Here is a 19,441-nt window from a genome sequence, read left to right on the forward strand (position 1 = left end):
CCCCGCCCACCGCCCACCCAGAAGGTTCCCGCCCGACATGGACAATCTCCCGCTCCTGACGATCGGAGTCACACTGCTCGCCTGTGTGCTCACCGTCATCGGCGTGCACACCCTCTCGTCGGGCAGGGCCCACCAGGAGGAGCTCTACCGGCGGATGTCCCAGACGGGGCCGGCGGGGGGCCGGGGCCGGCACCGGCGGTTCACCGCCGTCGACCGGCGGCTGCGCAGGACCACGCTCGGCAGGAACATCGAACGCAAACTGGCCGCGACGGGCCTCGACCTCACCCCCGGCGAGTACGCCGTCTACGTGGTGGGCGTGCTCCTCGCCGTGTACTTCGTCACCACGGCGGTCTTCGCCCCCTTCTTCGGCCTCCTCGCCGTCGTCATCGGCCTCTGGGGAGGCAACGCGTTCCTCAACGCGCAGATCCAGAAGAGGACCGAGGCCTTCATCAACCAGCTTCCCGAACTCACCCGGCTCCTCGCCAACGCCACCCAGGCCGGCCTGGCGCTGCGCACCGCCCTCGCGATGGCCTGCGAGGAGCTGGAGGACCCCGCGCGGGAGGAACTCCGCCGCGTCGCCGACCAGCTCGCCGTCGGCCACTCCCTGGAGGACGCGCTCAACGAACTCGGCGAACGCCTGCCGTCGCGCGAACTCACCGTGCTGCTCACCACCCTCATCCTGTCCAGCCGGGCGGGCGGCACGATCGTCACCTCCCTGCGCAACCTCACCGACACCCTGGAGGAGCGCAAGGAGACCCGGCGCGAGGTCAGGACGATCCTCTCGCAGGTCAGGATGACGGCGATCATGGTCCCCGTCCTCGGCGTGGGCTTCCTCCTCGTCATCAACGGCATGCGGGCGGGAGCGCTGGACGACATGACGGCCGCGACCGGAGGGAAGATCGCCGTCGTCGTCTCGGCCGGCCTCTACGGGCTCGGCTTCTTCCTCATCACCCGACTCACCAAGATCCGTACCTGAAGGGCGGGGACACACCGTGGATCTGCTGCTCTCCCTGCTCTTCGGCCTCGGGGTCTGGGGCGTCTTCCAGGGCGTACGGATGTACCGGGCCGACGCCAAGCTCCCCTCCGACCTCGCGGTGGCCCTGGAGTCCGGCGCCTCGCGCACCACCGCCACCGGCTCCGCCATCGACCGGATGGGCATGCGGCACGCGCCGCGCGTGCTGAGGATGATGGGCCCCAAGCGGGTCGACGCCATGCGGCGCAAACTCGACCTCGCCGGAAACCCGAACGGCATGACCGTCGACCGCTACGCCGCCCGTAAGGCCGTCTACACGGTCTTCGGCGCGGCGGCCGCCTTCTCCATGCTGGCCAACGGCCAGGTCGTGCTCGCCGCCGTGTTCGCCGTCTACGGCTTCTTCTGGACGGACGCCCTCATCCGCTTCGCCCTGCGGAAGCGGAAGGAGGACATCGAGCGCACGCTCCCCGACTTCCTCGACGTCCTCGCCGTCGTCGTCTCCGCCGGGCTCGGCTTCCGCCAGGCGATGGAACGCGTCTCGGAGAAGTACCAGGGCCCCTGGGCGGACGAACTCAAGATCACCCTGCGCCAGATGGACATGGGCATGAGCCGGCGCCAGGCGTTCGACGAGCTGCGCAGGCGGAACGACTCCGAGCAGGTGTCGATGTTCGTCTCCGCCCTCCAGCAGGGGGAGGAGCTCGGCGCCCCCATCGTCGACACCCTCATCCAGATCGCGACCGACATGCGCCGCACCGACGCGCAGGCCGCCCGCCAGAAGGCGTCCAAGGCCGTACCGAAGGCCACGCTCCTCGTCACGAGCTTCATGCTCCCCGCGACCATGATCCTCATCGGGGTGGGCTTCTACTACGCCTCCGAGGTCGACTTCGGCACCTTGTTCGGGGGTTGAGGAGGGTGCCGGGAGGAGGGCGAGGACGAGACCGGGGCCGGGAGCGAGGGCGGCGGGGAGGCGACGGGCGCATGACGCTCCACCTCGGCACCATCGGCGCCTCCGCACCCATGCCCGCTTCCGCTTCCGCGCCCACGTCCGCGTCCATGCCCGCGTCCACGTCCGCGTCTGCGGTCACGGATACGCCCACGGACCCGCCGCCCGGCATCCAGATCCAGATCAACGCCCTCCAGGCGCTGTGCCGGCAGCTCTTCGGCTTCCGGCTCGCCATGACCGCCCTCGCCACCCCGTTCGCCCTCGCCCGGGCCGCGGAAGGCCCCGCGGGCTGGATCATCGGCGCCGCCGTCCTCGTCACCGTCATGGTGTCGTACGCACTGCTGCGGGACTGGGAGCGGTTCGGGCCCTTCCTGCTCAGACACCCGTGGCTGCTCGCGCTCGACATGCTCTTCGGCGCACTGCTGCTCTTCGCGGCCTCGCCGAACTCCACGCTCGCGTACGTCACGATCTGCACGCCGCTCCTCGCCGGCCTCGTCTACAGCTGGCGGGGCGGGGCCGTGTTCGCCGGCTGCCAGGTCGCGCTCCTCGGCGCGGCCTATGCCGTGAGCACCGCCGAGGCCGACGCGTCGGCGCTGCTGCTCGTCGGCCTGTGCCTGATGGCCGGCGCGGTCGGCGCCAGCCTGCGCGGGCTGCTCCTGCGCTTCGGCGCCGCGTCCACCGCCCTGACTGAGACCCGGGCCCGCCTCGCCGTCCACGAGGCGGTGGAGGAGGAGCGGGCCCGGCTCGCCCGCGAGATGCACGACTCCGTCGCCAAGACGCTGCACGGGCTCGCGATGGCCGCCGACGGACTGGCCGGCACGGTCGAGCGGACGGACCCGGCCACGGTCAGGCACCGGGCCGAACTGGTCGCCCGCTCGGCCCGCCGCGCGGCGGCCGAGTCCCGGGAGCTGCTCTCGGACCTGCGCCGCGAGTCGGGCCTCGACGGCGGAGTGGACGTACTGTCCGAACTGGAGGCGCGGACCGCCGAGTTCTCGCTCCGGTGCGGCGGCGTCCCCGTGACCTTCCACCGCCTCGACGCCACCGTCGTCCCGCCGGTGCCGCAGGCCGTCGCCCGCCACGCGCTGACCATCGCGGACGAGGCCGTGGAGAACGCCCACCGGCACGCCCGCCCGACCCGGGTGGAGGTCTCGGCCGGCGTCGTCGGCGACGTCCTGAGGATCAGCGTGTACGACGACGGGGCCGGCCTGCCCGCCGGGACCACCCTCGACGGCCTCAGGCGCACCGGCCACTTCGGCCTGGTCGGCATGGTCGAGCGGGCCGCGTCCATCGGCGCCCGCATCCGGATCGGCCGGGGCCGCGCCTCGCGGGGCACCGAGGTACGGCTCGAACTCCCCGTCTCCGCCCTGGGCCCCGCGGGGGGCGGCCCGCCCGCCCCGTTCCCGACGTCCCCCACCCCCTGAGAGAGGAGCCCGCGACCATGCCCGACGACGTGACCGGCTCAGGCTCCGGTGCCGCGCCCGTGCCCGAGCCCGGAGGGTTCCCCGCCCTGCCGGACCGCCCGCCCCCCGCCGCCACGCCACCGTTACGGGTGGTCGTGGCCGACGACAACCCCGTCGTACGGGCCGGTCTGAGCGTCCTGCTCTCCGGACGGGACGACATCGAGGTCGTCGCGGAGAGCGAGGACGGCCGCCGGGCCTACGAGGCCACGGTCCGGCACCGGCCCGACGTCGTGCTCCTGGACGTCCGCATGCCCGGCGTGGACGGCATCTCGGCCCTGCCGCACCTCGTGCGGATCGCTCCGGTGCTGATGATGACGTACAGCCGGGAGAGCGAGATCGTCCACGAGGCCCTGCGCCTGGGCGCGGGGGGCTACCTCGTCCACGGCGAGTTCACCGCCGACCAGCTGGTGGAGGCGGTCCGCGACGTCAGACGGGGCCGGGCCCACTTCACGCACTCCGCCTCCACCGCGCTCCTGGAGTCGCTGCGGGGAGCGGCGGCGTCCCGGGCGCCGGGCCGGCCTCTGCCCGACGGCCTGGGAAGGGCGTTCACGGGACCGGACCAGTCGTCTGCATCCGCATACGCCCAGGAGCAGCGAGAACGACCACCCGCCTCCCCAATGCGCGTGGAATACGGGAAAGTTGCCCCGATCCAACCCGAGCCGCAATCTCCTCAAAACCATTCGCTTCTGCAAGCTAATGTGGGACAGTCTTCGCTGGGCCCTCGGATCGACAGGGCCGTCCTGTCCGAACTGAGCCGGAGGGAGGTGGAGGTGATGGACCTGATCGCGTCGGGCATGACCAACCAGCAGGTCGCCGCCACCTGCTTCATCAGCCAGAAGACCGTCAAGAACCACATCAACCGCATCTTCGCCAAACTCGACGCCGGCAGCCGGGGCGAGGCCATCGCCCTCTGGAACGGCATCGCCCGGCGAGGGGGGCCGCGCCATGACTGAGCACCCCACGGGCCCGCGGGCCCAGGCGGGCACTTGGGACCGGACTTGGGCCCTGGGGCCCATGCCCGGGAACACCGCCCCGGCGTACGTTCCCCGTGTCGAAAGCGGGCCCGGCCGGGAGGAGGCCGGAAGCGCGGACGACCCGAGGACTTACGCAGAGTCGGCCGGCCACGGGTCGGCCGAACCCGGAGGGGAACATCATGAGCGACACCGCGCTGAAGGCCGCCGCCACCGCCAAGGTCTACGTCGGCTCCTGGGTGAACACCCGCGTCGACGTCCTGCGGAAGCGCCGGGACCGGGGACAGGGCGCGATGGAGTACGTCGGCATCACGATCCTCGTGGTCGCGATCCTCGCGGCGCTGCTGGCGACGGACATGGGCAGCACGATCGCCAACACGTTCAAGGCGAAGATCGAGAGCGTCATCAAGTGACATTTCGCCTTCACGGCGATTCAGGGCAGGCCGCACCGCTGTACATCGCAGCGGTGGTCGGCCTGCTCTTTCTCGCGTTGATGTTCTTCGCTTTCGGGCAGGCGGACATCAGGCGCAACGAGACACAGACGGCCGCGGACGCCGCGGCGCTGGCTGCTGCCATGGATTCCCGGGACGGGCTGGAGGAAGACCTCCACCTGAACGTTCTCGACCCGGACTGGCTCAAGAATCTCGTCAATGGGGTCGTACGGAGCCCGGAAGCCGGGTGTGCCAAGGCCTCGCGCTTTGCCGCGGAGAACGACGCCCAGAATATTGGCTGTGCCCCTCTCGCGGACGGGCGCTGGGGCGTCACGGTAAAGGTCAAGTCGGAGAAACCGGTGGGCAAAAGCATCGTCGAGGGGACCGAGGGCCAGCATGCGGAGGCCACGGCGACAGCCGTGGTCGAGTCCCGGTGCGTCTTCGAGCCCAATGAGCCCACCGAGAAACCTCCTACGGGCGGCGAGGACGAGGACCCCGAGGAGGAAGAAGAGAAGCCTTCTCCGGGCCAGTTCTCCTGTGACGGCGAGAAGTGGGTCATCGACCCGATGAGACTGGACCTCCTTCCGGACATGGCGGACCTGTTCGACGTCCGTCTGGCCGAGGACTGACCGCGAACGAACGCAAAGGAATCACCACTCATGAGCATTCGGCATGTGAGGACGACGCGCCGCGCCGGCGCCGCCGCCCTGTTGGCGGCGGCCCTGACCTTCTCGCTCGCGGCCTGCGGAGGCCAGGACGGAAAGGGACAGGAAAAGGAGAACTCCTCCTCGGCTTCGACCCCCGGGAAGGAGCAGCCGACCAAGAGTGACGAGGGCAAGACCTATCCGGACACCAGCACGGTCCTTGCCACCTTCAAGGGGGAGAAAAGCCTTGAGATGGTGGTCTACGAAGCGAAGCGTGACTCCGGCGGCTTCCTCACGATTACCGGGGAGTTCAAGAACACTGGTGGGGCGGACTACAGCACGCCTGTTCAGTGGAACGGCCCGGAGCAGGAGGTTGCTATGACAGGTAGCTCCCTCGCGGCGATGACCCTGACGGACGCCAAGGGGAAGAAGCGCTACTACGTACTGCGTGACACGGACAACCGTCCGCTGACCACCACGAAGTACTCCTCACCGATCAAGGCCGGGAGCTCGCTCCCCTTCTTCGCCCAGTTCCCGTCCCCCCCGAACACCACCACCGAAGTCGGCCTCACCTTCCCCGGTTTCACCACCGGCACGATTGAGATCTCCTGATGACCGTGACCCTGACCCGTAGCCGGCGGACCGCCGCGCGCGCGGCCGGTGTCGCTCTCACCGGAACGCTCGCGTTCGGTCTCTTCACGCCGTCCGCGGCGGCGGACGACAACCCGTACCCGTCGGCGTCCAGCGTGCCCAGCGTGGAGATCGACGCGAACGACCCCGATCTCAAGATCCCCGACGGCGCCCGGCTCGCCCCGCCCAAGGTGCTCGACATCAAGTCCATCGTCGAGGACCTGGAGGGCACCGAGCGCCGCGAGGACACGAACACGGACATCAAGTTCGCGCTCCAGGCGGAGGTCCTCTTCGGCAAGGACAGCGCGAAGCTGTCCGCCGTCGCCAACGCGCGCATCGCCGCCATCGCCGCCGAGATCAGGAAGCAGGACGCCAAGAGGGTCCGTGTCTTCGGCTTCACCGACGACCTCGGTTCCTCGGCCCACGGCGACGTGCTCTCCAAGCAGCGTGCCCAGGCCGTGCACACCGTCCTCGAACAGCAGCTCGCCGCCGCGGGGATCACGTACGAGATCCGTGGCTACGGCGAGCAGTACCCGATCGCCAGCAACAGCACGGAGGAGGGCCGCAAGAAGAACCGCCGTGTGGAGGTCTCCTTCCTGCGCGCCCAGGGCTCATAGCCGTAACCCCGTACGAGCGGGGCCGCACCGGAACGACCCCGGTGCGGCCCCGCCGGCCGGCTCACACGGAGAGCGTGAGCCGGACTCCGGGCTCCAGCCCCCAGCGCGCCATCGCCCCGGCCTCCGCCTCCAGCACGTGCCGGGCCCGCAGACTGATCCGCCCCATGCGGCCCGGCTTCATCGTCTTCACGGCGACGACCCTCAACTTCCGGTCCAGATAGGCGACGTCGATCGCGAAGCGCATCCGGAAGGTGTGCACACCGTTGCACGGGGTGATCAGCAGCGCCCCCTCGACGCCGTCCCGCCCGAGCAGCCCGCGACGCCGGGCTCCGTACGAGGCGGCCACCTCCAGGGGTATCGCCCCGTCCCGGCCCGGGACCTCCAAAGTGCCTCTGCCGTCACGCCATTTCCCCATGACCCGAGACCGTAGCGCCCCCACCCCGGCCCCGCGCCGGTTGCCCCGCATCACCCCACCTCGTGCCCCACCCCACCATCCACCCCAGAACAGTGGGCCCCTGGGCCCATGCCCGGTGCCCGCGTTCCCCCTAGGGTCGACCCCGTGGACGTCACGCTGATCGCCCTCGCCGCCCTGTGGGGCGCCGCCACCGGCCTGCTCGTGCCGCGCGCCGCGTACCGGCTCTCCGTGGAACCCGAGGAGGCGTGGCGCGACGCCTGCCCGCAGGGCCACGCCCTGTCGGGCCCGGCCCGTGGCTGGCTCGGTGGAACGCGGTGCCGGGCGTGCGCATCAACCGTTCCGGCCGCGACCGCCCCGCCCCGCACTACCCCGCCCCATACCGCCCCACCCCGCCCCACGCCGCCTCACACCGCCCCACCCCGTACCGCCCCACCCCGCCCCGTCCCGCTCCGCCCCGCGCCCGCCGTCCCGCTCGTCCTCGCCGCGGCCTGTGCCGCGCTCGCCGCGTCGGCCGGATTCCGGCCGGAACTGGGGGTGTGGTTGCTCTGCGCGCCCTTCGCCGCACTCCTCGCCACGGTCGACCTGCGCGTCCACCGGCTGCCCGACCAGCTCACGCTGTCGCTCGCCGTACTGGTCCCCCTGCTGCTCGGGGCGGCCGCGCCGCTGCCCGGCGCGGCGGGCTCGTTCGGGCACGCGCTGCTCGGCGGACTCGTGCTCGGCGCCGCGTACTTCCTGCTCTTCGTGATCAACCCGAACGGCCTGGGCTTCGGCGACGTCAAGCTCGCGCTCCCGCTGGGCGCCCTCCTCGGCTGGTACGGCTGGACCGTCCTCTTCGCGGGCGCCTTCGCCGGGTTCCTGCTGGGCGGGGCGTACGGGCTCGGTCTCGTCCTGTTCCGCGGGGCGGACCGCAAGTCCGCGATCCCGTTCGGGCCGTTCATGATCGGCGGCGCCCTGCTCGGCCTGCTGCTGGGAGCGCCGGCCGCGGCCCCCGTCTAGGGCCTGTCCGGCGGATCAGGCCCCAGGACCACCCACCCGCACACATGCCCGACGATCCACGAAAGAGGGGCACTTCACCCCCTTCGGGAAAAACCTCGCGAAAGGCGTTTCCAGGAAAGCGTAAAAGCGGCGGGACGCGGGCGCCCGGCAGGAGCATTCTGAACAGATGACGACGACGCCGAGCGTGACGCCGGGTGTGCAGTTGGTCAGTGACCTCGTCGCCCGGATCCCGGAGTTCCGTGAGGCCTACGAGACCCATGTGCTGCACCAGGGCGGTGTGTTGCCGCACGTGTTCTTCTGGGAGGTCGTCCAGGACACCGTCCGCTCCTTCCTCGGCGAGGACCCGGCAGCGCCCGACTGGCGCCGCACGCTCGCCTTCCTGGAGGAGGAGAGCCGGCGCGGGGTCCTCGGGGTCGACGAGGTCATCGTCACCTCCTTCCTGGGCGACCTGCCCTCCCCGCACGAGCCCGGACACGCCCTCGTCCACCGGCTCGGCCCCGTCATGGCCGGCAGGTTCGCCCGCATGAGACCCCTCGGCTGACCGCCCGCGACTCCGCCGCCCCCTCTCCCCCTCCTCCCAACAACCCCTGTTTCCAAAGGGTTTGGGTATCGTTCCGTGGACACGCCAGGGGTGACACGCTCCGGCGTGGACCGGGGGCGAGGGGGCGGGGGGAAGCGTGCTGAGTGACGAGGACGTCCTGGCGGCCGTGCGGCGCCGTCTCCAGGAGCGCGGGAAGGCCGGGCGGGCGCTCCCGGAGGGAGCGGACATCACCCGGCACCTCCTGCTCGCGGGGAAGGTCCTGCGCTGCGTGGAGACCCGCACGGAGAAGGAGCGGTTCCACCGGGGCTTCATCGACCTGTCGGACCGGCCGGTGTACGCCTCCGGCCTCCAGTGGCACCGGATACCGCCGCCCGAGGACCCCACGATCGGGACGACCCTGAGACTGGTGCGGCGCGGTTCGGTGGAAGACCGGACCTGCGACTGCGGCAACGGCCTGGTGGCCTGCGAGCGCTGCAAGGGGGACGGCGAGCTGTCGTGCGCCCCGGCCAGGGCCTGCGGAGAGTGCCACGGGATCGCCGCCTGCCTGTGGTGCGACGGCACCGGTCGCCGCAGCCGCCGGCCGCACGACCGGGGGACCGCGGGTCACGCGGGCAGGGAGGGACGCGTCACGTGCGGCCGGTGCGGCACCAGGGAAGCGGCGTGCGCCGGATGCGGCGGACGCGGCAGGACCACCTGCACCCGGTGCGGCGGGTCGGGGTCCCGCGCCTGCCCCGACTGCGACCGGGCGGGCACCGTGCCCCACCGGCGCTGCGGCGGCACCGCGAGGACCGTGACGTGGACCGAGGGCGTCGTCACCCGGCGCCCGGTCGTCGAGAAGGTCGCCGTCTCCTCTCCCGCCCTGCCGTACGGGGCGTGGAGGAGCGCCCGCGGACACGGAGACTGGACCGACGTCCGCGTGGTCGGTCGGCGGGATTCCCTGGCCCGCGACGTCGACCGGGAGGTGGCCGGGATCCTGGAGCCGCTGCTCCTCCCGCGCGAGGGGGAGGTGGGCCGCCGGATCACCCTGCGCCACCTCTCCCTGGCACGCGTCACCCTGGCCTCGCACCCCCACCGGGTGTTCTTCGTCGTCCCCGCCCCCGAGGGACCGCACGTCGCCGTGTGGCCCTCCGGGAAGCGGGTCCGGCTGATCGCCGCCGTCGCGTCGGCGGCCCTGCTGGCCCTCGTCGTCGTGTACCGCCTCCTGGCCTGAGCCCGGACCGACCGGGAACGTTCCGCCCGGACCCGCCCGCGATAATCGAACGCATGCCCCCACCCCGTCCCGGCCGCCCCGACCGTCCCGCCCTCCTCGCCCTCGGCGGCTACGCCGCCACCCGGGTGATCGGTCTCGTCGTCCTCGCGATCTCCGCCGCCGCGGCCGGCGAGGACGGGCTGCACCGGCTCAAGGGCCGCTGGGACTCCGTCTGGTACGTGCGGATCGCCGAGCACGGCTACGGGTACGAGACCGTCCTCCCCAACGGCGACGTCCACTCCGACCTGGCCTTCTTCCCGCTCCTCCCGGCCCTGGAGCGCGGCCTCTCCGCCGTCCTCCCCCTCGACGCCGCCGGTGCCGGGCTCCTCGTCTCCTGGACCGCCGGCCTCGTCGCGGCCCTGGGCGTCTTCCGGTGCGGCGCCCACGCCTTCGGGCCGAGGACCGGGGTCGTGCTCGCCGTCCTGTGGGGCGTGTACCCGACCGCGTTCGTCCAGTCCATGGCGTACACGGAGACCCTCTTCACCGCCCTCGCCGCCTGGTCCCTGTACGCGGTCCTGCGCGACCGCTGGATCCTCGCCGGCCTCCTCTGCGCCGCCGCCGGGCTCACCCGCCCCACCGCCGCCGCCCTGATCGCCGCCCTCGGCGTCACCGCCCTCGCCGCCCTCGTACGGGACCGCCGCCTGCCCGCCCGCACGGTGGCCGGCGTGCTGATCGCGCCCCTGGGCTGGCTCGGGTACGTCGTCCACGTCGGTGTACGGGAGGGCAGCCCCACCGCCTACTTCGAGGTCCAGGCCGCCTGGGGCAACTCCATCGACGGCGGCCTCGCGCTCGCCCGGTTCGTCGTGGGCCTGCCCTGGCCCGCCGCCCTCGGCCTGGCCGCCGCGCTCGCCCTGCTCGCCCGGCTCGTCGTCCTGTGCGTACGGCAGCGGCAGCCCCTGCCCCTGCTCGTGTACACGATCGGCGTCGTCCTGGTCTCCCTCGTCGGCGCCGCCTACTTCGGCTCACGGCCGCGTCTGATGATGCCCGCCTTCGGGCTGCTGCTCCCGCCCGCCGCCGCCCTCGCGCGCCTCCGGCCCCGCACCGCCGTCCCGGTCCTCGCCGGCCTCGCCCTCGCCTCCGCCGTGTACGGGGCCTTCACCCTGCTCGGGTCGGGCCCGCCCTGAGGCCGGCCTCCCCGCGTACGCGTACCCCCCGCGTCAACGTCACGCCCCCGCCCCCGCGTCCCCCCTGGGAGGGACGGAACCCCGCCGCCACGCCGGGGCGTAAACCCGCCACGGGGCCCCGCGGCCCTTGTCCCGCCCGGGATCCGAGGGATTCCGGGCGGGGCTTCGGACGTGCGTGGCGCGCGGGACGACTAATGAAGGGTTATGGTGGAAACCCCCCCTCGGGCCGGTCCGTATCCCCCCCACGGACCGGCCCGTTTTCTTTCCGGGGGAAGCTCCGGGCGTCAGCCCCGGCCGGCCCAGATGTTCGTGCCCGCCGTGTCCACCGCGAACGAGTCGATCTCCGTCAGCTCCTCGTCCGTCAGGGGAGCGCCGGCGAGCGCGGCCACGTTCTCCTCCAGCTGGGCGACGCTGGACGCGCCGATCAGGGCCGAGGTCATCCGCGGGTCCCGCAGCACCCACGACAGCGCGAGCTGCGCCAGGGACTGGCCGCGCCGCTCCGCGATGTCCGCGAGGCCGCGCAGGCGCCGCAGCACCTCGCCGGAGAGCAGGTTCGGGTCGAGGGACTTGCCCTGGGTGGCCCGGGACCCCTCGGGGATGCCCTTCAGGTACTTGTTGGTGAGCAGGCCCTGCGCCAGCGGCACGAAGGAGATGCAGCCCATGCCGGCCGCCTCCAGGGTGTCGAGGAGGCCGTCCTCCTCGGTCCAGCGGTTGATCATCGAGTACGAGGGCTGGTGGATCAGGGCCGGGACGCCCATCTCCCTCAGGATCCGCGCGGCCTCGGCGGTCTGCTCACTGGTGTACGAGGAGACGCCGACGTACAGCGCCTTGCCCTGCTGGACGGCGGAGGCCAGGGCCCCCATCGTCTCCTCCAGGGGGGTCTCCGGGTCGAAGCGGTGCGAGTAGAAGATGTCGACGTGATCGAGGCCCATCCGGTCCAGGGAGGCGTCGAGCGAGGACAGCAGGTACTTGCGGGAGCCCCACTCGCCGTACGGCCCCGGGTGCATCAGATAGCCGGCCTTGGTCGAGACGACCAGTTCGTCCCGGTAGGGGGCGAAGTCCTGGGCGAAGAGCTTGCCGAAGTTCAGCTCGGCCGAGCCGGGCGGCGGCCCGTAGTTGTTCGCCAGGTCGAAGTGGGTGACGCCCAGGTCGAAGGCACGGCGCAGGATCGCGCGCTGGGAGTCCAGCGTGCGGTCGTCGCCGAAGTTGTGCCAGAGGCCGAGCGAGACCGCCGGCAGCTTCAGGCCGCTGCGGCCCGTGCGGCGGTACTCCATGGTGTCGTAACGGTCCGCGGCGGCGCGGTACAGGGAGGAATCAGTCACGTATCTCTGCTTATCACGGACTTGTGACCGTCCCGGGCTGGGAGCCCGCAGTCCCGGCGCAGTACTGTGGCCGCCTGCGGACCGCCGATGCCTGGGGTCCGTCGCTGCACAGAGGGGTAAAGAACGGTGAACCTGCGCGACCTGGTGTACGGGCTCTACGCACGCCGGGTGGAGGGCCGTCTCGACCACGCCCAGGTGCCCAAGCACATCGGGGTCATCCTCGACGGGAACCGGCGCTGGGCCAAGGCGTCCGGCGGGACCCCCGAGCAGGGACACAAGGCGGGCGCGGACAAGATCCAGGAGCTGCTCGGCTGGTGCGCCGAGACCGACGTCGAGGTCGTCACGCTCTGGATGCTCTCCACGGACAACCTGAACCGGCCCGAGGAGCAGCTCGTCCCGCTGCTCGGGATCATCGAGAACGCCGTGCGCGCGCTGGCCGCCGACGGGCGCTGGCGGGTCCACCACGCCGGCACGATGGACCTGCTGCCCGCCCGCACCCAGTCCGTGCTCAAGGAGGCCCAGGAGGCCACCCGGGGCAACACGGGGATACTCGTGAACGTCGCCGTGGGCTACGGCGGGCGCCAGGAGATCGCCGACGCGGTCCGCTCGCTGCTCCTGGAGCACGCCGAGCGCGGCACCAGCTTCGAGGAGCTCGCCGAGATCGTCGACGTCGAGCACATCTCGGAGCACCTCTACACGCGCGGCCAGCCCGACCCCGACCTGGTGATCCGCACCAGCGGCGAGCAGCGGCTCTCCGGGTTCATGCTCTGGCAGAGCGCCCACTCGGAGTACTACTTCTGCGAGGTCCACTGGCCGGCCTTCCGCAAGGTCGACTTCCTGCGGGCCCTGCGCGACTACGCCGCCCGGCACCGGCGCTACGGGACCTGACGCACCACCCGGCACCCCGGTCGGAACCGATCACCTCGTGTTCACGAACACGTCGTCATATGCCATGGCATGGCCGAGGTCGTTCGAGGGCATATCCCTGGTGAAGTGAGCGGCACGGAGACCGCCACCCGGGAGGCCCCTTGCACCAGGACGACCGTGCGGGACACGCACGGGAGAAGCGGAGGGCCGTGGTTCGGCCCGTGCATCGTGGCCCGAACCCGGTCCCATCCCGCAGCGACACCGGTTCCGTCGCGCCCCGACCTCGCAAGGGTCTTCAGAGGGGGTCTGTCCTTCCGTGGTGACCAGCACGAAGCGCCGCCTTTCCGACCGGCGCACCTATGTTCTCGACACCAGCGTCCTGCTGGCCGACCCCAACGCCGTGTCCCGTTTCGAGGAGCACGAAGTGGTGCTCCCGATCGTCGTGGTCACGGAGCTGGAGGCCAAGCGGCACCATCCGGAGCTCGGCTACTTCGCCCGGCAGGCCCTGCGCCTGCTCGACGACTTCCGGGTCCGGTACGGACGCCTCGACGCCCCGCTCCCCGTCGGGGACCTGGGCGGCACCCTGCGTGTCGAACTCAACCACTCCGATCCCGGCGTCCTGCCCGCCGGCTACCGGTTGGGGGACAACGACTCACGGATCCTCGCGGTCGCGCGCAACCTCCAGGCCGAGGGGTACGACGTCACGGTCGTCTCCAAGGACCTGCCGCTGCGCATCAAGGCCTCCTCGGTCGGGCTCCTCGCCGAGGAGTACCGGGCCGAGCTCGCCATCACGGACGCCAACGGCTGGACCGGGATGTCCGACCTCGCCCTCTCCGCCGACCAGGTGGACCTGCTCTACGACCAGGAGACGCTGTACGTGCCGGAGGCCGCCGAGCTCCCGGTCCACACGGGCCTGGTGCTCCAGTCCGAGCGCGGCAAGGCGCTCGGCCGGGTCACCGCCGAGGGGAACGTACGGCTCGTCCGGGGCGACCGGGAGGCCTTCGGGCTGCGCGGCCGCAGCGCCGAGCAGCGGATCGCGCTCGACCTGCTCCTCGACCCGGACGTCGGCATCATCTCCATGGGCGGCCGGGCCGGCACCGGCAAGTCCGCGCTGGCCCTCTGCGCGGGCCTGGAGGCGGTCCTGGAGCGCCGCCAGCACCAGAAGGTGATGGTCTTCCGTCCGCTGTACGCGGTCGGCGGCCAGGAGCTCGGCTACCTGCCGGGCAGCGAGGCCGAGAAGATGAGCCCGTGGGCGCAGGCCGTCTTCGACACGCTGTCCTCGGTCGCGAGCCGCGAGGTCGTCGAGGAGGTGCTCGGCCGGGGGATGCTGGAGGTCCTGCCGCTCACCCACATCCGGGGCCGCTCCCTCCACGACGCCTTCGTCATCGTGGACGAGGCCCAGTCCCTGGAGCGGAACGTCCTGCTGACCGTTCTGTCCCGGATCGGGGCGAATTCGCGGGTCGTGCTCACCCATGACGTCGCCCAGCGCGACAACCTCCGGGTGGGCCGGTACGACGGAGTCGTCGCCGTGGTCGAGAAACTGAAGGGGCATCCGCTCTTCGCCCACGTCACCCTCACCCGATCCGAGCGCTCCCCGATCGCCGCGCTCGTGACGGAGATGCTGGAGGACGTTCAGATCTGACCGTTTCGTACGTTTCCGTACGCGTACGGCAGTTGGCGCCGCCCGGTGGAGCGCAGGAGCTTAGCCGGGCGGCGCCGCCGTGTCCGCCACATCCGGCAAAACACCTGCCCCTTTCGCGATGTGAGCTTTCACACGCAACACAGAATTGCCTTGCGGCATCACCGTCCGGCAGAGTCTTGCTTCCGTCAGGCCCCGCATACGGCACCCGTGCACCCTCTGGGGAGCGCACCACGACAACTCAACAGCCGTCCGCCGTATGCCGCCCACAGCACCACGGGCCCGTGTCTCCTGTGACCCCGTACGTCGGAGACCAGTGCCAGGGGCAAGATTTCGCCCGCGTGGTCACCTGTGCGGACGATGCTGGAAGGAAACCGTGTGAGCCGGATCTCGGTCCGGGGATTCGCGGTGGCTTCGGCCACTGCGGTCACCACCGTCGGCGCCGTCGTCGGCGTCGCCTCGGGCAACGCCGCGCAGCCCGCCGACGACAACTTCGAGGCCACCGCCGCCGACACCACGCTGCTCGCGGACATCCCCGCGGGCGAGCAGGCGCAGGTGCAGGTCTCGTCCCTCGCGGAGCAGGCCTCCGTCCAGGCCGCCGCCGCCGACACGGCCGCGAAGAAGTCCGCGGAGGAGGCGGCCCGCGTCCGCGCCGCCAAGGACGCCGAGGCCAAGAAGGAAGCGGCCGTCAAGGCCGAGGAGGAGGCCAGGGCCAAGGCCCGGGCCGAGAAGGAGCGCAAGGAGAAGGAGGAGGCCGAGCGCGCCAGCCGGTCCGCCGCCCGCGACATCGCCTCCTTCGCCGCCCAGGGCTCCTACACCGTCGCCGAGGTCAAGGCGATCGCCCGCCAGATCGTGCCGGCCGCGCAGTTCCAGTGCTTCAGCAACATCGTGGACCACGAGTCCAGCTGGAACTACCGCGCCACCAACGCCTCCTCGGGCGCCTACGGTCTCGTCCAGGCCCTGCCGGGCCACAAGATGAGCTCGGCCGGGGCCGACTGGCAGACCAACCCCGCCACCCAGATCAAGTGGGGCCTCAACTACATGGACGACCGCTACGGCAGCCCGTGCGGTGCCTGGTCCTTCTGGCAGGCCAACCGCTGGTACTAGTACCGGCCGTCCCGCCCCGGGAGCCCCCCACCGTTCCGCGGTGGGGGGCTCCCGTGCGTGGACGTGTAGGTTCGGGGTCCACGGGCACCCGGGAACAACCGGGAAGAGCGGGCGGGGGAAGAGGGAAGAACATGTCGAGAGTGCCAGGGTGGCTGAACCGGCTGGGGGAGGGCCTGAGCCGTGCCGGCCGGCGCCTCGACGAGCGACGGGCCGAGGCGGAGCGGGACGACGCGCTCGACCTGCCGTACGGAGGACCCGACGGCCGTCCCCGCACGGCCGCCCCCGCACGGTCCGGGGTCGACCCGGACACCGCCGCGCCCCTCCCCGACGCGGAGGACGGCGCGTCCGAGGAGCCCGGTCTCTCCGTCCCCGCGCCCCCCTCGTACGCGCCGGCCGTCGCCGCGCCGCCCGACCCCTCCGCCGCGATCCCCTGGGGCATGCGCGTGGCCGCCGAGGCGGGCTGGCGCCTGCTCGTCCTCGCCGGGACGGTCTGGGTCCTGATGAAGGTGATCAGCTCCGTACAGCTGGTCGTCCTCGCGTTCGTCGCCGCGCTCCTCGTCACCGCCCTGCTCCAGCCCACCGTGGCCATGCTGCGCCGCAGGGGCCTGCCCCGGGGCCTCGCCACCGCCGTCACCGCCATCTCCGGCTTCGTCGTGATGGGCCTGGTCGGCTGGTTCGTGGTCTGGCAGGTCATGGACAACATCGACAACCTGTCCGACCAGGTCAAGGACGGCATCGAGGAGCTCAAGCGCTGGCTCCTCAACAGCCCCTTCCACGTGACCGAGCAGCAGATCAACGGCATCGCCAAGAACCTCAGCGACTCCGTCGGCACCAACGCCGAACAGATCACCCAGGTCGGCCTCCAGGGCGTCACGGTCGTCGTCGAGACGATGACCGGCATCCTCCTCGCCATGTTCTCGACGCTCTTCCTGCTGTACGACGGCAAGAAGGTCTGGGAGTGGACGCTCAAGCTGGTGCCCGCCCAGGCCCGCCCCGGCGTCGCGGGCGCCGGGCCGCGCGCCTGGCGCACCCTCACCGCCTACGTGCGGGGCACGGTCCTCGTCGCCCTCATCGACGCCGTCTTCATCGGCATCGGCCTCTACTTCCTCGACGTGCCGATGGCCGTGCCGCTCGCCGTCTTCATCTTCCTCTTCGCCTTCATCCCGATGGTCGGCGCCGTGGTCTCCGGCGCCCTCGCGGTCGTCGTCGCCCTCGTCACCAACGGGGTGTTCACCGCCCTCATGGTGCTCGTCGTCGTCCTCGCCGTGCAGCAGATCGAGGGCCACGTCCTCCAGCCGTTCATCCTCGGCCGCGCCGTGCGGGTCCACCCGCTGGCCGTCGTCCTCGCGGTCGCCGCCGGCGGCCTGACCGCCGGCATCGGCGGCGCCGTCGTCGCCGTCCCGCTGGTCGCCGTCACCAACACGGCGGTCGGCTACCTGCGCGCGTACAGCACCGAACAGGCCCTGCGCAGCACACCGGAGCCGCGCGGGGCGACCGCGTACGAAGTGGCCCCGACGCCGGCCCCCGGCTCGGCGCAGGGCAAGGGGGAGGACATGTGATATCGGAACCGGAGCTGGTGGGCGGTGCGGACTTCCAGAGGTCCGAGGTGCTCACCGAGGCCCCGCCGCCCCGGCCGCCCCGGACCCGCCGCCCCTGGCTGTGGGCGCTCGGCGGCGCGGTCGCGGCCTCGGCGGTCTGGGGCGGCGGGCTCTCCGCGCACGACCGGGGGAGGCCGGTGGCGGGGCCGGACCTCGGCGGGTACGAGGAGGTGGACGACCTCTGCGAGAAGGCGAAGCTGAAGGCGCTCGCCGGGGCCCTGGGCAGACGGACCGGCAACGGAGAGGCGCCGGTGATGGACGAACCGGCGCTGCACCGCCGGTCCTGCTCGGTGGCCTTCGGTCCGGTGGAGACGGGACACCACGGCAGCGTCTCGTACACCCTGCACAAGGTGACGGACCCGGGGCCGGAGTTCGGGGCGTGGGGGAAGTACGACGATCTCGCCACCCCGGTCGAAGGAGTCGGCGAGAAGGCGCTCTTCGACGACCGCGGGGGCGAGGGCGGTGAACTCAGGGTGCTCGACGGGCAGGTCGAGATCGAGCTGCGCCTCTACCGGCAGTACGTCACCGACGAGAACGGCGACGTGATCCAGGAGGCCGAGCCGGCCGACCTCTCCGGGATCGACGTCCTCATGACCCAGGACGTGCTCGCCCTGATGGCCGAGCTGAAGAGATAGACGACCGAAGGGCCCCGGGGCGGAAAGCCCCGGGGCCCTTCTCGTGCGCGACGACGGTCAGGCCTGCTCGGCGAGGACCGCTTCCGCGTCGAGGGTCGCGCCGACCGCCTGGATCACGGCGGCGATCTTCACGGCCTCCTGGATGGTGGCGCGGTCGAGACCGGACTGGCGCAGGACCTGCTCGTGCGAGTCCAGGCACTGGCCGCAGCCGTTGATCGCGGAGACGGCCAGCGACCACAGCTCGAAGTCGACCTTCTCCACGCCCGGGTTGCCGATGACGTTCATCCGCAGACCGGCGCGCAGCGTCCCGTACTCGGGGTCCGACAGGAGGTGCCGGGTCCGGTAGAAGACGTTGTTCATCGCCATGATCGCGGCGGCGGACTTGGCGGCCTGGTACGCCTCGGGCTTCAGGTTCTCCCGGGCCTCCGGCTCCAGCTCCCGGAGCACCTTCGGCGAGCGCGAGGCGATCGCGCAGGCCAGGACGGTGCCCCACAGCTGCTGCTGCGGGAGGTCGCTGTTGCCGATGACCGAGCCCAGGTTGAGCTTCAGGTCCTTGGCGTAGTCCGGCACGGCTGCCTTGAGTTCATCGAGAGCCATGGCGGATCACTCGCCCGAGAGGAGCTTGACGGGGTCGAGCGTGGTCTCGCCCTTGCTCCAGTTGCACGGGCACAGCTCGTCGGTCTGCAGGGCGTCCAGCACCCGCAGGACCTCCTTGGGGTTACGGCCGACGGAGCCGGCGGTCACCATGGTGAACTGGATCTCGTTGTTCGGGTCCACGATGAAGACGGCGCGCTGGGCGAAGCCGTCCTCGCCCTCGACGCCGCAGTCGCGCATCAGGTCGTGCTTGGAGTCCGCGAGCATCGGGAAGGGCAGGTCGCGCAGGTCGTCGTGGTCCTTGCGCCAGGCGTGGTGCACGAACTCGGAGTCGCCGGAGACGCCGAGGATCTGGGCGTCGCGGTCCGCGAACTCGTCGTTCAGCTTGCCGAACGCGGCGATCTCGGTCGGGCAGACGAAGGTGAAGTCCTTCGGCCAGAAGAACACCACGCGCCACTTGCCCTCGTAGGACTTGTGGTCGATCTGCTCGAACTCCTTGCCGCTCTCCAGCGACACGCAGGCGGTCAGGTCGTAGGTGGGGAACTGGTCACCGACAGTGAGCACGCGCTCTCCTTGCAGCAGGGAAGCGTCCTTTTTGGGGGGCTTCCGTGGGGGTTGGACGGATCGCCAGCATGGCACGGAGTGCATTGATCAGTGAAATAGCTAGAGTGGGTCGGGTTGATCG

Annotated in this window: 21 protein-coding genes; 17 read left to right on the top strand and 4 right to left on the bottom strand. The window is 71.6% G+C overall.

Going from position 1 to position 19,441, the window contains the following annotated elements; all coding sequences use genetic code 11:
- Nucleotides 1-37 precede the first annotated feature (37 nt).
- The 8 genes from ACFY7E_RS03295 (at nucleotide 38) to ACFY7E_RS03330 (ending at nucleotide 6,669) form a co-directional block, all read left to right on the top strand.
- The gene (locus tag ACFY7E_RS03295; RefSeq protein WP_389480169.1) at nucleotides 38-976 is read left to right on the top strand and encodes a type II secretion system F family protein; all 939 of its coding nucleotides are present in this window, start codon (nucleotides 38-40) and stop codon (nucleotides 974-976) included.
- A 16-nt stretch (nucleotides 977-992) separates the two neighbouring features.
- Complete coding sequence (locus tag ACFY7E_RS03300; protein ID WP_389480172.1) at nucleotides 993-1,880, top strand: DUF5936 domain-containing protein; 888 nt, start codon at nucleotides 993-995, stop codon at nucleotides 1,878-1,880.
- A 146-nt stretch (nucleotides 1,881-2,026) separates the two neighbouring features.
- Nucleotides 2,027-3,337, top strand: a complete 1,311-nt coding sequence (locus tag ACFY7E_RS03305) for a sensor histidine kinase (protein WP_389481026.1) — start codon at nucleotides 2,027-2,029, stop codon at nucleotides 3,335-3,337.
- A gap of 17 nt (nucleotides 3,338-3,354) precedes the next feature.
- Nucleotides 3,355-4,329: a response regulator gene (locus ACFY7E_RS03310; RefSeq protein ID WP_389480175.1), complete on the top strand. Its 975-nt coding sequence runs from the start codon at nucleotides 3,355-3,357 to the stop codon at nucleotides 4,327-4,329.
- A 200-nt stretch (nucleotides 4,330-4,529) separates the two neighbouring features.
- Complete coding sequence (locus ACFY7E_RS03315; RefSeq protein WP_389480178.1) at nucleotides 4,530-4,760, top strand: hypothetical protein; 231 nt, start codon at nucleotides 4,530-4,532, stop codon at nucleotides 4,758-4,760.
- Complete coding sequence (locus ACFY7E_RS03320) at nucleotides 4,757-5,407, top strand: pilus assembly protein TadG-related protein (protein ID WP_389480181.1); 651 nt, start codon at nucleotides 4,757-4,759, stop codon at nucleotides 5,405-5,407. The genes ACFY7E_RS03315 and ACFY7E_RS03320 overlap by 4 nt, the downstream gene beginning before the upstream one ends.
- A 30-nt stretch (nucleotides 5,408-5,437) precedes the next feature.
- Entirely contained in the window at nucleotides 5,438-6,034 is a 597-nt protein-coding gene (locus tag ACFY7E_RS03325) for a hypothetical protein (protein ID WP_389480183.1), read from the top strand.
- Complete coding sequence (locus ACFY7E_RS03330; protein WP_389480186.1) at nucleotides 6,034-6,669, top strand: OmpA family protein; 636 nt, start codon at nucleotides 6,034-6,036, stop codon at nucleotides 6,667-6,669. The genes ACFY7E_RS03325 and ACFY7E_RS03330 overlap by 1 nt, the downstream gene beginning before the upstream one ends.
- Before the next feature lie 61 nt (nucleotides 6,670-6,730).
- Here ACFY7E_RS03330 and ACFY7E_RS03335 read toward each other — a convergent pair whose 3' ends face one another.
- Nucleotides 6,731-7,084, bottom strand: coding sequence for a DUF192 domain-containing protein (locus ACFY7E_RS03335; protein WP_389480189.1), 354 nt, complete (start codon nucleotides 7,082-7,084; stop codon nucleotides 6,731-6,733).
- Between the two features lie 144 nt (nucleotides 7,085-7,228).
- Between ACFY7E_RS03335 and ACFY7E_RS03340 the strand changes: the two genes are divergently transcribed.
- From ACFY7E_RS03340 to ACFY7E_RS03355, 4 genes are all read left to right on the top strand, one after another.
- Nucleotides 7,229-8,080, top strand: a complete 852-nt coding sequence (locus ACFY7E_RS03340; RefSeq protein WP_389480192.1) for a prepilin peptidase — start codon at nucleotides 7,229-7,231, stop codon at nucleotides 8,078-8,080.
- 166 nt (nucleotides 8,081-8,246) lie between these two features.
- Nucleotides 8,247-8,621, top strand: coding sequence for a hypothetical protein (locus tag ACFY7E_RS03345; protein ID WP_383438459.1), 375 nt, complete (start codon nucleotides 8,247-8,249; stop codon nucleotides 8,619-8,621).
- Nucleotides 8,622-8,757: 136 nt separating this feature from the next.
- Nucleotides 8,758-9,831 (top strand): hypothetical protein, encoded by a 1,074-nt coding sequence (locus ACFY7E_RS03350; protein ID WP_389480195.1) that lies wholly within the window; start codon nucleotides 8,758-8,760, stop codon nucleotides 9,829-9,831.
- A gap of 53 nt (nucleotides 9,832-9,884) precedes the next feature.
- Complete coding sequence (locus tag ACFY7E_RS03355) at nucleotides 9,885-10,994, top strand: glycosyltransferase family 39 protein (RefSeq protein ID WP_389480198.1); 1,110 nt, start codon at nucleotides 9,885-9,887, stop codon at nucleotides 10,992-10,994.
- A gap of 284 nt (nucleotides 10,995-11,278) precedes the next feature.
- Here the strand turns inward: ACFY7E_RS03355 and mgrA are convergent, their stop codons facing one another.
- Nucleotides 11,279-12,316 carry an L-glyceraldehyde 3-phosphate reductase gene (mgrA, locus tag ACFY7E_RS03360; protein ID WP_389480201.1) on the bottom strand — a complete coding sequence of 346 codons (1,038 nt, stop codon included), beginning with the start codon at nucleotides 12,314-12,316 and terminating at the stop codon, nucleotides 11,279-11,281.
- 126 nt (nucleotides 12,317-12,442) lie between these two features.
- On the opposite strand from mgrA, the gene ACFY7E_RS03365 reads away from it, so the two are divergent.
- The 5 genes from ACFY7E_RS03365 (at nucleotide 12,443) to ACFY7E_RS03385 (ending at nucleotide 18,162) form a co-directional block, all read left to right on the top strand.
- Entirely contained in the window at nucleotides 12,443-13,204 is a 762-nt protein-coding gene (locus ACFY7E_RS03365; protein ID WP_389480204.1) for an isoprenyl transferase, read from the top strand.
- 295 nt (nucleotides 13,205-13,499) lie between these two features.
- Entirely contained in the window at nucleotides 13,500-14,825 is a 1,326-nt protein-coding gene (locus ACFY7E_RS03370) for a PhoH family protein (RefSeq protein WP_125663299.1), read from the top strand.
- A gap of 357 nt (nucleotides 14,826-15,182) precedes the next feature.
- Complete coding sequence (locus ACFY7E_RS03375) at nucleotides 15,183-15,929, top strand: transglycosylase SLT domain-containing protein (RefSeq protein WP_389480208.1); 747 nt, start codon at nucleotides 15,183-15,185, stop codon at nucleotides 15,927-15,929.
- Between the two features lie 131 nt (nucleotides 15,930-16,060).
- A complete protein-coding gene (locus tag ACFY7E_RS03380) occupies nucleotides 16,061-17,488 on the top strand; it encodes an AI-2E family transporter (RefSeq protein WP_389480211.1) in 1,428 nt (475 codons plus the stop codon).
- Nucleotides 17,485-18,162 carry a hypothetical protein gene (locus tag ACFY7E_RS03385; RefSeq protein WP_389480214.1) on the top strand — a complete coding sequence of 226 codons (678 nt, stop codon included), beginning with the start codon at nucleotides 17,485-17,487 and terminating at the stop codon, nucleotides 18,160-18,162. The genes ACFY7E_RS03380 and ACFY7E_RS03385 overlap by 4 nt, the downstream gene beginning before the upstream one ends.
- 57 nt (nucleotides 18,163-18,219) lie before the next feature.
- Here ACFY7E_RS03385 and ACFY7E_RS03390 read toward each other — a convergent pair whose 3' ends face one another.
- Entirely contained in the window at nucleotides 18,220-18,759 is a 540-nt protein-coding gene (locus ACFY7E_RS03390) for an alkyl hydroperoxide reductase (protein WP_383438435.1), read from the bottom strand.
- Nucleotides 18,760-18,765: 6 nt separating this feature from the next.
- Nucleotides 18,766-19,320 carry a peroxiredoxin gene (locus ACFY7E_RS03395; RefSeq protein WP_062752446.1) on the bottom strand — a complete coding sequence of 185 codons (555 nt, stop codon included), beginning with the start codon at nucleotides 19,318-19,320 and terminating at the stop codon, nucleotides 18,766-18,768.
- Nucleotides 19,321-19,441 lie beyond the last annotated feature (121 nt).

The organism is Streptomyces sp. NPDC012825 (genome assembly GCF_042900925.1).
Classification (GTDB): Bacteria; Actinomycetota; Actinomycetes; order Streptomycetales; family Streptomycetaceae; genus Streptomyces.

Bases quoted from the DNA above. Each gene is read 5' to 3' on its own strand.
- ACFY7E_RS03295 (WP_389480169.1), top strand. From the start codon at position 38: ATGGACAATCTCCCGCTCCTGACGATCGGAGTCACACTGCTCGCCTGT.
- ACFY7E_RS03305 (WP_389481026.1), top strand. From the start codon at position 2,027: ATGCCCGCGTCCACGTCCGCGTCTGCGGTCACGGATACGCCCACGGAC.
- ACFY7E_RS03310 (WP_389480175.1), top strand. From the start codon at position 3,355: ATGCCCGACGACGTGACCGGCTCAGGCTCCGGTGCCGCGCCCGTGCCC.
- ACFY7E_RS03315 (WP_389480178.1), top strand. From the start codon at position 4,530: ATGAGCGACACCGCGCTGAAGGCCGCCGCCACCGCCAAGGTCTACGTC.
- ACFY7E_RS03325 (WP_389480183.1), top strand. From the start codon at position 5,438: ATGAGCATTCGGCATGTGAGGACGACGCGCCGCGCCGGCGCCGCCGCC.
- ACFY7E_RS03330 (WP_389480186.1), top strand. From the start codon at position 6,034: ATGACCGTGACCCTGACCCGTAGCCGGCGGACCGCCGCGCGCGCGGCC.
- ACFY7E_RS03335 (WP_389480189.1), bottom strand. From the start codon at position 7,084: ATGGGGAAATGGCGTGACGGCAGAGGCACTTTGGAGGTCCCGGGCCGG.
- ACFY7E_RS03345 (WP_383438459.1), top strand. From the start codon at position 8,247: ATGACGACGACGCCGAGCGTGACGCCGGGTGTGCAGTTGGTCAGTGAC.
- ACFY7E_RS03355 (WP_389480198.1), top strand. From the start codon at position 9,885: ATGCCCCCACCCCGTCCCGGCCGCCCCGACCGTCCCGCCCTCCTCGCC.
- ACFY7E_RS03375 (WP_389480208.1), top strand. From the start codon at position 15,183: ATGCTGGAAGGAAACCGTGTGAGCCGGATCTCGGTCCGGGGATTCGCG.
- ACFY7E_RS03380 (WP_389480211.1), top strand. From the start codon at position 16,061: ATGTCGAGAGTGCCAGGGTGGCTGAACCGGCTGGGGGAGGGCCTGAGC.
- ACFY7E_RS03390 (WP_383438435.1), bottom strand. From the start codon at position 18,759: ATGGCTCTCGATGAACTCAAGGCAGCCGTGCCGGACTACGCCAAGGAC.